Below are 12,007 nucleotides of genomic sequence, written 5' to 3'. Positions count from 1 at the left end.
TGCGGCCGAGCCGCACCGAAGCTCGGGCCATGGACACGAAGCCATGGGTCGTGCAGGGAACCGTCGCCGCGCCGGTCGCCGCAGTCGCCGGACTGCTCCTCGCCGTACGCGAAGGCCGGGTCGGCAACGACAACCTGCTCGTCCTGGCCAGAGCGTCGGCCGCCCGCCGCGGTGCCATGACGGTCGTCGCCGGTGAAGCGGCGGGCACCTACCGCGCCGAGCTGGCGGGTCCTGTCGAGCCGGTCGAGATCCAGGCCGACAGCCGCGGCTCGACGCTGGCAGTGCAGAGCTGGTACGGCGGGGTCTACGCCGTCACTGCCTGCCCTGCCGGAGCGCTCGTGACCCACCGGGTACACCGCGTCGTACCCGAGCATCCGGGGTTCGCCGACGGGATCGCCGACATCGGGCTGCGGACGCGGATGGACCGCGACCTGCGCGACGTACTGGACGTCATCGCCGACCGGCTCGGCTGCTGACACCTGTCCCGACACCGCGGGCGCAGCCGTGTCAGTGCGGCGGCGGTCCGGTGTCAGGACGCTCCTCGAGAGTTGGGGCAACAACAGAGTTCACAACCAGGAAGGCACCACAATGTCTACGTTCACCACCCCCGAGCCGATCTCCGCCGTGCTGAACATCCCCGCCGGAAGCATCACGTTCGTCGCCGCCGACCAGGCCGAGACCGCGGTCGAGGTGCAGCCGGCCAACGCCGCGAAGAGCCGCGACGTGAAGGCGGCCGAGGCGACCAAGGTCGAGTACGCCGACGGCGTGCTGCGGGTCGAGGTCGTCGCGAAGAACCAGTACTTCGGGCCGTCCGGCGCCGTCGCGGTGACCGTCCAGCTGCCGGCCGGTTCCCGGGCCGAGGTGAAGACGGCCAGCGTCGAGCTCCGGGCGACCGGACCGCTCGGTGACGTCGTCGTCGAGGGCGCACAGGGAGAGATCCACCTCCAGGATGTCGCGAGCGCCCGCATCGTTTCCTCGGCGAGCGACGTCTCCATCGGCCGGCTGAACGGGCCCGCGGAGATCCGGACCAGCAAGGGCGACATCCGGATCGCCGAGGCCGTCCGCGGTGACCTCGTCCTGCGCACCGACGTCGGCGAGATCGAGATCGGCGCCGCGGCCGGAGTCTCGGCCGCGCTGGACGCCGGCACCGCCACCGGCCGGATCGACAACGCGCTCAAGAACAGCGGCGAAGCGGACCTGACCATCCACGCGACCACCAGCGTCGGCGACATCGTCGCCCGCAGCCTCTGACAGCTCGCTTTCCGACTCTCTGTCCGATCGAAGGGAAACACCGCTATGTCAACCACTCCGTCCGGCTTCACCGAGACCGGGCTGCGCCGGCTGCACGACGTGCTGGCCCGGCACGTCGACTCCGGGAAGATCCCCGGCGTCGTCGCCCTGGTCAGTCGCGGCGACGGTGAACCGCACGTCGAGACGCTCGGCACGATGCGTCACGAGGGCGGTGCGCCGATGCAGCGGGACACCATCTTCCGGATGGCCTCGACGTCGAAGCCGGTCTCGATCGCCGCCGCGATGGTGCTGCTCGACGAGTGCCGGCTGCGGCTCGACGACACCGTCGAGGAGTGGCTGCCCGAGCTGGCCGGCCGGCAGGTGCTGAAGCGGATCGACAGCCAGGTCGACGACACCGTGCCCGCCAAGCGGCCGATCACCGTCCGGGACGTGCTGACCTCGACGTTCGGGCTCGGCATGGACATGACGATGATCGGTACGCCGATCATGGGCGCCCTGTTCGAGCAGGGCATCACGCCGAACGGCCCGGTGCCGATGCCGGAGCCGGACGAGTGGATGCGGCGCCTCGGCACCCTCCCGCTGATGTACCAGCCGGGCGAGCGCTGGCAGTACCAGATCAGCAGCGACCTGGTCGGCGTGCTCGTCGCCCGGGTCGCCGGTCAGTCGTACGACGAGTTCCTGCGCGCGCGGGTCTTCGGGCCGCTGGGCATGAAGGACACCGGGTTCTCGGTGCCCGCCGACCAGATCCACCGGCTGCCACCGCTGTACGCACCGGACCCCGCGACCGGCGAGTTCCAGGTGTGGGACGAGGCCGAGGGCGGCCGGCACAGCGCTCCGCCGGCGTTCCAGGGCGGTGGCGGAGGCCTGAACTCGACCGCCGACGACTACCACGCCTACTTCCGGATGCTGCTGAACCACGGCGTCCACCAGGGCGAGCGGATCCTGTCCCGCCCGGCGGTGCAGCTGATGACCAGCAACAGCCTCACCGCCGAGCAACTCGCTGCTCGGGAGACCCTGGCGCGGGACAACGTGCACATCTCGTTCGGTCAGGGCCAGCAGGGCGGCTGGGGCTTCGGGATGGCCGTGCGCACCTACCGGGGCGACTATGCGCCGATCGGGCAGTTCGGCTGGGACGGCGGCGCCGGTACGTCGACGTACGCCGACCCGGTCAACCAGGTCGTCGGCATCCTCCTTACCCAGGTCGGTACGACTGTGCCGTCCTCGGTGCAGCTCATGAATGACTTCTGGACCACGCTCTACCAGGCCCTGGAGGACTGAGAGCGTTCCGAAGGCCGGACCGCGTGCTGCGGTCCGGCCTTCAGTTCTCAGCGGGCGGCCTGCTCGATCACACGGGTCACGGTGCCCGGCTGGGACAGGGCGACCAAGTGGGACGCTCCGGCGACCTCCACCGTGGTGGCGTGGGCGCGGTCGGCCATGAAGCGCTCGGCGGCCGGCGCGATCGCGTGGTCCCCGGTCGGGATCACGGCGTACTTCGGCAGCGCGGCCGGAGCGCCGGTGGGGATCTTCTCGTCGAAGACCGCGGCGTTGACCGGGCGCTGCGACGCCCCGAGTACGGCGGCCTGCCGCGCGGGGAGGTCGGCGGCGAACACCCGGCGGAACGACTCCGGCTTCATCACCAGATCCACCCCTCCGGGGTAGCTGATCGCGTTCGTCGTGTCCGGCCCGATCTCGCTGCCCGGGTACTGCGAGTTCAGCGCCCCGAGCGTCTCACCCGCCTGCGGGACGAACGCGGCGACGTACACCAGCGACTTCACGCCGGGACTTCCGGCGAGCTGGCTCACCAGCGCACCGCCGTACGAGTGGCCGACGAGCACCTTCGGGCCGGAGACGGTGTCGAGCACGCCCTTCAGGTACGCCGTGTCCGACGCGATTCCCCGCAGCGGTACGGCGGGGGCGACCACGGTGTACCCGTCCCGCTGCAGCCGGCTGGTCACCCCGGACCAGCTGGCCCCGTCGGCGAAGGCGCCATGGAGCAGGACGATGGTGGGCTTCGGCTTGTGTTCGGTCTGAGCGCTCGCCGTGGTCACACCGGCGAGGGTGAGGACGGCCGCGGCGGCGACCGTCGCCAGGTGCCTGGGCTTCATCGGTTCGCACCCGCCTCGACGGCGCTCGCGATGAAGTCGGCGACGGCCTTCGGCTGCGAGACGGCGACCGCGTGCGAGCCGTCGACCTCGATCGTGGTGGCCTTGGCGCGGGCGGCCATCGTGCGCTGGCCCTCCGGGTGGATCGCCTCGTCACCGGTGGCGACCAGATCGTAGACCGGGAGCCGCTTCCAGCTCGCCGCGCCGGACTTCTCGTCGAACGCCGCCGCGGCGATCGGCCGCTGCGTGCGGCCGAGCAGCTCGGCGTCCTCGACGTCGGCCGCGAACAGCGCCCGGAACTTCGACCGGTCGATGCTCAGCCAGGTCTCCTCGCCGCCGTCGCCGGTGGGCAGCTGGTGCGGGACCAGTCCGGACGCGAAGTCGTTCGCGGGGAAGCTGCCGAGCAGGTCCTGCAGGCTCTCGCCCTCCTCCGGGAGGAACGCGGCGACGTACACCAGCGCGGCGACGTTGTCGGCCTGGTCGGCGGCCGCGGTGATGACCGCACCGCCGTACGAGTGCCCGACCAGGACGACCGGGCCGTCGATCTCCCGGACCTGGGCGGCGACCCGGCTGCCGTCGAGGGCGGGGCCGCGCAGCTCGTTGGCGACCGCGATCGCCGGGATGCCGCGGCCGGTGAGTTCGGCGATCACACCGGACCAGCTGGCGTTCTCCGCGAACGCACCGTGAACCAGGACGACGGTGGGGGTCTTGTCAGTCATCTTCCTCGATCTCCTTCTTCGGTTGCTTGGTAGAAGGAAACCTCTGGAGGCCGCTCCGACGGATCGAGCGAACAGGTGAACCTGTCAGCGCCGGCCGGCCTGCTGAGAGCGGGCCGTGCACCCAAATCTCATGCGTTCGGGGGAGGGGCGAACCGCTCCAGCACCAGCCGGGTGAGCTGGACCCGCGAGTTCACGCCGAGCTTGCCGAACACCGCCCGCAGGTGGGTCCCGACGGTGCTGGCCGACACCACCAGTTCCTCGGCCGCCGACCGGTTCGTGTGCCCCTCAGCCACGAGCAGAGCGACCCGTCGCTCCATGGGCGTGAGTGCCTCCCAGCCCTGTTGAGCCCGTGGCGGTACGGCGGTCCAGCGCCTTCGTCGTACCCCGGCTGCCTGCAGCACCGCCTGGATGCGCCCAGCTGGTGCTGTGGCGCCAAGAGCCGTCAGACTGTCCAGCGCCCGCTCCAGAGCCGGTACGCCGGTCTTGCGATCACCCGCTTCCAGCGCGGCTCGCCCGTAGCGCTCCTCGGCTTGAGCGAGCAGCAACGGCCGCTGCGCCGTACGGACGATCTCGACAGCCGCGGCGAGCTGCTCCACGTCGTTGCCGGCAGCCACGACAGCACGGGCACCACGGCCGGCGGCTGACTCTGACAGCTCGTCGGCGAGATTGGCTTGCAGCAAAACGCCGATGCGCTCAGGGAAGTCCTGTGGCGTCGCTGCCAGCCGGCTGACCGCCTTGGCGTCGCCGTCCGCGATGGCCAGCAGGGCACTGATCGTCGGGTCGCTGCCGGCCAGCTTCCGGGCCTGAGTGAGGTGACCGCGGAGCAGGGCGACCAGTGCGAGTACCTGTTCCGCTGCCGTGGCCAGACCGCTCACTTGCAGCTGGTCCATCCACCGCAGACCGGAGTTGGCTGCTTCTTCCGCTTGCTGCAGGTTGCCGGCCGCGTACTCGAGCCGCGCGCGCAGCACCGCCAGTTGCGGCCCCGCCCACGAGTCGCCGACGGTCATGAGCTCTCGGACGCGGTCCAGTGCGCTGGGGAGCTCGTCGGTTTCAGCACGGCAGTAGAGCTCGCCGACTTCGACCAGCGTGGTCGGCAGACTCCCCAGACCGGTGTCCGCTTGCCGTGCACCGGCGTACAGGTCACGGGCCTCGGCGTACCTGCCGTCGGCTTGGGCTTGCTCGGCAGCAGTGACCTGAACGAGCGCCTGTGCGACCGGGTCTTGCACGGAGGGTGTTTGTTGGCCGGCCAGTGCGCGGAAGGCGGCGAGCCGTTCGGCCAGATGCGGTGACGCGCCCGGTGTGCTGAGCTCCTTCACGTCCAGACGCTGACTGGCCCACTGGTACGGCGCCAGGTGCAACCGGATCGTCGCCTGCAGGTCCGGCGTGATCGGCCCGTGGTAGAGCGCGGTACCGCTGAGCAGGTCGTCGGCGAACGCCTTGGCCCGGTCGTACTGCCACGCGGCCAGCAGGACACCCACCACGTCCACACCGACCTCAGCGCGCAGCGGGTCGTCGACGCGGGTCAGGTCGAACGCCTCCTGGATCACCTCCGCGGCGGTGGTCGACATGGTCGCCAGCAGGTCCCGCGCCGCTTCGCGCAGCGTCGCGACAGCCGTCGTGTCGCCGGACTGGGCTACTGCGAGGACATGCGGTGCCGCAGCGGCCGCACCGCGCCCGGCGGACATCAGCTGGTTCGCGATCGCGCCGTGCAGCGCTCGCTGCGCAGACGGCGGTACGTCGGCCAGCGCCGCGGAGCGCAGGAGCTCGTGCCGGAAGCGCAGCACGGACCCTGCATCCGTGAGCAGACCGGCCTGGATCGTCTCCTCCAACGGCGCAGCAAGCCTGGCGACCGGCGCGGCCATCAGTACGGCGACGTCTTCCAGGCGGAACTCGCTGCCGAAGACAGCAGCCGTACGGACCAGGTCCCGGGCCGCTTCGGACAGCTCCCCGGTGCGACGGCGTACACCCTCGACGAGGCCGGCGGACAGGTCGCTGTCGCTCAGGTACAGACCCGCGATGAGCTGCTCGGCCAGGAACGGGATGCCCTGGACGCCGGCCAGCTGCACCGCGAGCGACCGGTCGACCGCGTGGTTCAGACGGTCCGCGGCAAGATCCTGGATCGCGTCCGCGGTCAGGGGTGCGAGCGGGATGGCGTGCACCGGGACGTTCACGGCCTCGACGAGCTGGTCGGCCGGACCGCCGGGGCTCGGGCGGGTGGCGAGCAACCAGAGGAGATTCGCGGCGGGAAGACGGGCGACGACCACCCGCAGTACGAAAGCTGTCAGCGGATCCGACCACTGGGCGTCGTCCAGCACGATCAGGGCGCGCACACCGGCGAGACGTCGACCGATCAGGTCAGCCAGCCGCTCGGCGAGCCAGAGCGGCTGGGTGTTGAGCGCGGCCAGCTCCAGGAACTGGTCGGTGTCGATCAGCGGCTCTGGGCCGGCCCTAAGCGCAGGCGCGAGCGAGGCGAGCGGACTGATGTTGTCGGTCTGGTGTGCGACCGCACTGGCGATCAGGAAGCCCTGCCGCTCGGCCTGCTCCACAGCGGCTGCCAGGAGCGCTGACTTGCCAATCCCGGGCTCGCCACTGACGATCGCCAGCGAGGCCTGCCCGTTCGCGGCCGCTCGCAGAGCATCCAGGAGCTTGCCGAGCTCCTCAGAGCGTCCCCGCAGCGGCACCATGGTGGATTTGTATCAACCGCAGCGACGGACAGCCAGCAGGGCATACGTACGGGCGGCGTGCAGTACGTCGGCCAGCACCACGTGCTCGTCGGCCGCATGGGCGTACCGGACGTCACCCGGCCCGTACTGGAGCGTGGGGATGCCCGCTGTGGCGTACTGCCGGAGATCGGACCCGTACGGCGCTCCCTTGACCGCGGGGACCGCTCCGCCTGCGTCAGACACTGCTGCGACCGTGTCCGCGAGCAGCGGGTCGCCCTCAGGCAGCAGACCCGACGCGAACTCGCCGCCCGGCCAGCTGACCGTGACCGGATGGTCGCGCAGCCACTCGTCCTTTGCGCACGCCTCCGCGACCGCGTCCTCGAAGGCGGTCCGCGCGTCCGCAACGGCCTCACCGAGACGTACGCCGTACCGGCCCTCGGCGACCAGGCGATCGGGCACGGTGCTCGCCCAGTCGCCGGCCGCGACGGTGCCGACGGACAGCGGGTTGGCGAGGTCGAGGTGGGCGAGCAGCGGGTGCGGGTCCCGGTTGCGCTCGCGTTCGAGCTCCTGCAGCGCGGTCTGGATCACGGTGAACTTCTCGATCGCGCTCACCCCGCGGCTCCGGGTCGAGCCGTGCGTGGCGAGCCCGGGCACCTCCAGCCGGAAGGTCAGCGAGCCCGCGTTGGCCGGGATGACCGTCCCGGCGGTCGGCTCAGCGATCAGGCACGCCTCGCCGAGATGACCGCGGCGCAGCGTCGCGAACGCGCCGACGCCACCGTCCTCCTCGCCGATCACGGTGTGCACCGCGAGCGGCTTGCGCAGCGTGATGCCCGCGGCAACGACGGCCGCCACCGCACCGAGCACCGCGGCGACACCGCCCTTCATGTCACAGGTCCCGCGCCCCCACATCACGCCGTCCTCGATCCGCGCGTCGAACACCTCACCCGGTACCACGTCGACATGCCCGTTGAGAATCAGCCCCGGCGTACGGTCGCCGCCCAGGACGCCGACGCAGCCCCAGGCCTCGGACCGCTCGACCTCCATACCCGGGAACCGCGGATCCGCCGTCAGCTCCGGCAGCTCGAACCGCCAGTGGTCGACGGTGAGCCCCAGCTCCGCCAGCCGCCCGGCACACCATGCCTGGACGTCGACCTCTGCCACGGTCCCGTCCACACTCGGAATCCGCACCAGCTCCCGCAGTTCGCCGATGATCCGGTCCTCGTCGATCGCGGCCAGAACGGCCTGCTCAGTCTCGTAAGTCACGGCACTGGAATACCACCAATCGGCCGACAAAGTCTGACCGTTCAGCCGACAGACCGGCGGTTCTGTCGCTGGCAGCCTTTCGGGCAGACGGCCCACTCGGGGCCCGGGGGAAGGGAAACCGCCATGCACCGCAAGAAGAAGATCCTCATCGCCGGCACCGCGATCGTCGCCATCGGCGCCGGTACGGCGTTCGCCTACTGGAGCACCACCGGGTCCGGCAGCGGCTCCGGCAGCACGTCGGCCGGCGCGAGCAACCTCGCGATCGCGCAGACCAGCACGATCTCGAACATGTACCCCGGTGACAGCGCCCAGACCATCAGCGGCACCGTCACGAACAACGCGTCCAACAGCGCGTACGTCAACACTGTGACCGTGAGCATCGCCTCGGTGACCGCGACCGGCACCTGTGACGCCTCTGACTACACGCTGGCCAGCCCGGTCATGACCGTGGGCCAGGACGTCGCCGCGGGCGCCACCGTGCCGTTCAGCGGCGCGACGATCAAGTTCAACAACAAGGCCACCAACCAGGACGGCTGCAAGGGCGCGACGGTCAACCTGGCCTACGCCAGCAACTAGTACGTCACCGTGGTTTCCCAGGCCTGGGCGGGGCGCATGCCTCGTCCGGGCCGGGACCGCACCAGTTCTTGGGGGAGTGAGATGCAAGGCACGCGAAAGGCCCGCCACCGGTTGATCAGGTTCGTGATCGCCGGCGTGTGCCTGCTGCTGGCCGCAGCCGGCCTGGCGTACGCCGCGCAGCCGGCCAAGCCCGGCATCACGCTGGGCATCACACCGACCAGCCAGTCGGTGACGCGCGGCCAGGCCGCGACGTACACGATCAGCGTGACCTCGACCGGCGGCTACACCGGCGCGGTCGCGCTCAGCGCCACCGGCGTACCCGCGAACGCGTCAGCGTCCTTCAGCCCGGCCTCGGTGACACTCACGTCCGGCGGTACGGAGAGCACGACGCTGACCGTGAACACCACAGCGAATACGCCGACCGGATCGGCCACGCTCACCGTGCAGGGCGCCGGCACGAAGGTCAGCGGCACCATCACCGCAGGCCTCACCGTCAACGCCCCGCTGTCCAGCGCCATCGCGTTGACCGTGACCCCGGCCTCCGTCACCCTGGCGCCCGGGTCCACCGCGGTGTTCACCGCGCAACTGACCCGCACGAACTTCCCCGGCGCAGTCACCTTCGAGACCGCCGGCGGCCTGCCGTCCGGGGCGACGGCGACCTTCACGCCGAACCCGACGACCGGCAACTCCTCGACGCTCCAGGTCACCACGCCCGCGACCGCCGACGACGGCACCTTCACGCTCTACCTGGTCGCCTCCGGCAAGAACCCGGCCGGCGTCACCCAGTACGCCTATGCGACCGTCCAACTGGTCCTGGCCACCACGGGCAAGCCTTTCGCGATCAGCGGCAACCTGTCCGGCACCCTCGCACCCGGCATCTCACGCCCGCTCGACCTGACACTCACCAACCTGAACAAGAAACCCATCTCCGTGACGAACCTGACCGTCACCGTCCAAGCGGTCACCCGCACGCCCTACGCAACCACCCACAACCAGCCGTGCACCCCGACCGACTACAAGGTCAGCCAGTACACCGGCACCTACCCACTAACAGTCCCCGGCAACACCAGCCGAGCACTGTCCACCCTCACCGCATCACAATCCTCCTGGCCGACCGTCACAATGCTCAACACCCCAATAAACCAAGACGGCTGCAAGGGCGCCACCATCACACTCGCTTACTCAGGCGCGGGGAGTGGATCATGACTCGACGCGTGCTCCTGGTACTCGGTCTCGTCGTCCTCGCGATGACCGGCGCCGGTACCGCATGGGCGTTCTGGACCGGAGCCGGCTCCGGCGCGGGCACCGCATTGACCGGCACGCTCGCTCCGCCTGGCACCGTCACCGCCACGGCACCACCCGGCGGCGGTACGGTCAACCTCGCCTGGACTGCCTCGGCCCGTGCGACCGGTTACGTCGTGACCCGGGTCCTGAACAGCGACGGTACGACGACAGCCGCCTGCGGTACGACCCAAGCGTCGCCGACGACCGCCACATCGTGCGATGACTTGAGCGTCGCGGACGGGACGTACCACTACATCGTCACCGCGCTCTCCGCCAGCTGGACCGCATCGGCCTCGAGCGCCAACGTGGCGGTGCACAACTCCCGCCCGTCCGTGACGGTCGACCAGGCCGCCGGCCAAGCCGATCCGGCCGCTTCGTCGCCCGTCAACTTCACCGCGGTCTTCAGCGAGGCGGTCACCGACTTCACCAGCGCGGACGTCACCGTCAGCCCCGCGACCGCGACGGTCGTGGTGAGCGGCAACGGTCCGACGTACAACCTGGCCGTCAGCGGATTGACCAGCAGCAGCTTGGTGACGGTGTCGATCGCGGCCAACAGCGCGTACGACTCCGGAGGCGCAGGCAACACGGCATCGACCGGCACGGACAACACGGTGGCGTACGACGCCATGGCACCGACGGCGTCCGCGCCCGTCGCCACGGCAGCCGGATCGTTCGGAAACTTCGTCGGCAACACGGCCGTCACCCTGACGGACTCGGCCACCGATGACTTCTCCGGCGTCGCCTCGGTCGCGTACTACCGCTGCACCGGCGCGACCGGGAGTTGCACCGCGACGAACTGGACCGCGCTCGGATCGTCCGCCTCGGCGGCCACCAACTTCGCCGTCACCAAGAGCGCGCCGTTCGCGGCCGACGGAACCTACCGCGTCGTCGCCGTCGCCACGGACGCCGCCGGCAACGCCGGCGCTTCGAGCACCGCAACAGCGCTCACCGTGGACACCACCCCGCCGACCGTCTCCCGACCGACAGTGAACGGACTCTCCTGATGAGCATCAAACGTCTGTGGACAGCGGGTTGCGTAGCACTGCTGGTCGGTGTCGGCCTGCTGGCCGGTCCTGCCGCCTTCGCAGCGTCAAGCGTCAGCACTGTCAGTTTCACCAGCCAGTCTCTCGTCGGTGGAGCGACCGCTGACTGGACGATCGGGTTCAAGGCCAGCAACGGCAGCGGCGCGCTGACCAGCGGCAGCACGATCACGGTCACCTTCCCCGGAGCCTTCAGCGAGCCGGGCGCCCCTGCAGTGACGCTGGGCAGCACCTTCGGCGCCGGCTGTACAGCATCGAGCTCTGCCGCCGACGGCCCGCCCAGCGGCTCCGATGTCATCACGGTCACCCTGGGCAGCGGCTGCTCTCTCGCGAAGGGCGCCAGCGGTTCGGTCAAGCTGGCGGGCCTCACCAACGCCCCCGTGGGCACGTACCAGGCCAGCACCTTCAAGGTCTCGACCTCGAGTGACACCACCCCGGACTCTCCGAGCTCTGCGATCACCCTCACATCAGGTGCTGCGAGCAAGCTCGCCTTCGTCCAAGGGCCGTCCAGCGGGTACGTCGGTACGCCGCTGACACCCGCGATCACCGTCCAGGTCCAGGACCAGGTCGGCAATCCCGTGGCCGCTTCGGGGGTAACCATCACGCTCGCACCGTCGGTGGGAGAGATCTCCGGTGCGTCCGCGAACACTGACGCCACCGGCAAGGCCACCTTCAACGCGGTGGTCATCAACCCGGCCGCACTCGGCATCACACTCACCGCATCGTCGTCTGGTCTCACCTCGACCGCACCGTCCACAAGTTTCAACGTCACCGTCGCCGTCAGCAGTGGCGCGACGCTCTCCAGCAATCCCACCGACGTTGGTGGATCCGGCGTGAAGTCTGTGGCGTACTACTACTGCGCCGGCTACTCCGGAACATGCACGAGCGCCAACTGGACCCTTATCGGCTCCACGACAGCCGCCAACTACCAGGTGACCTGGACCGGTCAGCCGGCGAATGGTGCCTACCGGGTTGTTGCTGTTAGCACCGACAATGTCAGCAACGTCAGTCAGCCCAGCGGTTCTACCCCGGTGACGGTCGTCAACTAGACCTGTCCTCTGCAGCTCGACAGTACGTATGTGGCCACTGCCGCGAGATCTGGCCGGTCG

At 70.1% G+C, this 12,007-nt stretch carries 11 protein-coding genes; 7 read left to right on the top strand and 4 right to left on the bottom strand.

The features are described from left to right. The first annotated feature begins 29 nt into the window (after positions 1-29). The 3 genes from AB0L64_RS33650 to AB0L64_RS33640 all read left to right on the top strand — a co-directional run bounded on the left by AB0L64_RS33650 (position 30) and on the right by AB0L64_RS33640 (position 2,529). Positions 30-476: a hypothetical protein gene (locus tag AB0L64_RS33650; protein WP_363716805.1), complete on the top strand. Its 447-nt coding sequence runs from the start codon at positions 30-32 to the stop codon at positions 474-476. Between the two features lie 112 nt (positions 477-588). Continuing rightward, on the top strand, positions 589-1,251 hold the full coding sequence (locus AB0L64_RS33645; protein ID WP_363716803.1) for a DUF4097 family beta strand repeat-containing protein: 663 nt from the start codon (positions 589-591) through the stop codon (positions 1,249-1,251). A gap of 45 nt (positions 1,252-1,296) precedes the next feature. Continuing rightward, on the top strand, positions 1,297-2,529 hold the full coding sequence (locus AB0L64_RS33640; RefSeq protein WP_363716801.1) for a serine hydrolase domain-containing protein: 1,233 nt from the start codon (positions 1,297-1,299) through the stop codon (positions 2,527-2,529). Between the two features lie 47 nt (positions 2,530-2,576). Here the strand turns inward: AB0L64_RS33640 and AB0L64_RS33635 are convergent, their stop codons facing one another. The 4 genes from AB0L64_RS33635 to AB0L64_RS33620 form a co-directional block, all read right to left on the bottom strand. Continuing rightward, positions 2,577-3,356 carry an alpha/beta hydrolase gene (locus AB0L64_RS33635; protein WP_363716799.1) on the bottom strand — a complete coding sequence of 260 codons (780 nt, stop codon included), beginning with the start codon at positions 3,354-3,356 and terminating at the stop codon, positions 2,577-2,579. Next, the gene (locus AB0L64_RS33630) at positions 3,353-4,072 is read right to left on the bottom strand and encodes an alpha/beta hydrolase (protein WP_363716797.1); all 720 of its coding nucleotides are present in this window, start codon (positions 4,070-4,072) and stop codon (positions 3,353-3,355) included. Before AB0L64_RS33630 ends, AB0L64_RS33635 begins: the two co-directional genes overlap by 4 nt. A 128-nt stretch (positions 4,073-4,200) precedes the next feature. Beyond that, positions 4,201-6,756, bottom strand: a complete 2,556-nt coding sequence (locus tag AB0L64_RS33625) for an AAA family ATPase (RefSeq protein ID WP_363716795.1) — start codon at positions 6,754-6,756, stop codon at positions 4,201-4,203. A 12-nt stretch (positions 6,757-6,768) separates the two neighbouring features. Continuing rightward, the gene (locus tag AB0L64_RS33620) at positions 6,769-7,998 is read right to left on the bottom strand and encodes a M20/M25/M40 family metallo-hydrolase (RefSeq protein ID WP_363716792.1); all 1,230 of its coding nucleotides are present in this window, start codon (positions 7,996-7,998) and stop codon (positions 6,769-6,771) included. A gap of 123 nt (positions 7,999-8,121) precedes the next feature. Here AB0L64_RS33620 and AB0L64_RS33615 point away from each other — a divergent pair, with 123 nt between their 5' ends. From AB0L64_RS33615 to AB0L64_RS33600, 4 genes are all read left to right on the top strand, one after another. Next, positions 8,122-8,574, top strand: coding sequence for a hypothetical protein (locus tag AB0L64_RS33615; protein WP_363716790.1), 453 nt, complete (start codon positions 8,122-8,124; stop codon positions 8,572-8,574). Between the two features lie 81 nt (positions 8,575-8,655). Then, entirely contained in the window at positions 8,656-9,780 is a 1,125-nt protein-coding gene (locus AB0L64_RS33610) for a hypothetical protein (RefSeq protein ID WP_363716788.1), read from the top strand. Next, the gene (locus tag AB0L64_RS33605; RefSeq protein ID WP_363716786.1) at positions 9,777-10,862 is read left to right on the top strand and encodes a hypothetical protein; all 1,086 of its coding nucleotides are present in this window, start codon (positions 9,777-9,779) and stop codon (positions 10,860-10,862) included. Before AB0L64_RS33610 ends, AB0L64_RS33605 begins: the two co-directional genes overlap by 4 nt. Beyond that, entirely contained in the window at positions 10,862-11,947 is a 1,086-nt protein-coding gene (locus tag AB0L64_RS33600) for a hypothetical protein (RefSeq protein WP_363716784.1), read from the top strand. Before AB0L64_RS33605 ends, AB0L64_RS33600 begins: the two co-directional genes overlap by 1 nt. Positions 11,948-12,007: the final 60 nt, after the last annotated feature.

Origin of the sequence: Kribbella sp. NPDC051936, assembly GCF_040680955.1 — a bacterium.
Lineage (GTDB): Bacteria > Actinomycetota > Actinomycetes > Propionibacteriales > Kribbellaceae > Kribbella.
The sequence above is the reverse complement of the archived record's forward strand: the minus strand, read 5'-3'. Positions and strand labels throughout refer to the sequence as shown.

What these genes read in the sequence shown, in the direction of transcription:
- AB0L64_RS33610 (WP_363716788.1), top strand. Translation starts at nt 8,656, where the DNA reads ATGCAAGGCACGCGAAAGGCCCGCCACCGGTTGATCAGGTTCGTGATC.
- AB0L64_RS33635 (WP_363716799.1), bottom strand. Translation starts at nt 3,356, where the DNA reads ATGAAGCCCAGGCACCTGGCGACGGTCGCCGCCGCGGCCGTCCTCACC.
- AB0L64_RS33605 (WP_363716786.1), top strand. Translation starts at nt 9,777, where the DNA reads ATGACTCGACGCGTGCTCCTGGTACTCGGTCTCGTCGTCCTCGCGATG.
- AB0L64_RS33625 (WP_363716795.1), bottom strand. Translation starts at nt 6,756, where the DNA reads ATGGTGCCGCTGCGGGGACGCTCTGAGGAGCTCGGCAAGCTCCTGGAT.
- AB0L64_RS33630 (WP_363716797.1), bottom strand. Translation starts at nt 4,072, where the DNA reads ATGACTGACAAGACCCCCACCGTCGTCCTGGTTCACGGTGCGTTCGCG.
- AB0L64_RS33650 (WP_363716805.1), top strand. Translation starts at nt 30, where the DNA reads ATGGACACGAAGCCATGGGTCGTGCAGGGAACCGTCGCCGCGCCGGTC.
- AB0L64_RS33645 (WP_363716803.1), top strand. Translation starts at nt 589, where the DNA reads ATGTCTACGTTCACCACCCCCGAGCCGATCTCCGCCGTGCTGAACATC.
- AB0L64_RS33615 (WP_363716790.1), top strand. Translation starts at nt 8,122, where the DNA reads ATGCACCGCAAGAAGAAGATCCTCATCGCCGGCACCGCGATCGTCGCC.
- AB0L64_RS33600 (WP_363716784.1), top strand. Translation starts at nt 10,862, where the DNA reads ATGAGCATCAAACGTCTGTGGACAGCGGGTTGCGTAGCACTGCTGGTC.
- AB0L64_RS33640 (WP_363716801.1), top strand. Translation starts at nt 1,297, where the DNA reads ATGTCAACCACTCCGTCCGGCTTCACCGAGACCGGGCTGCGCCGGCTG.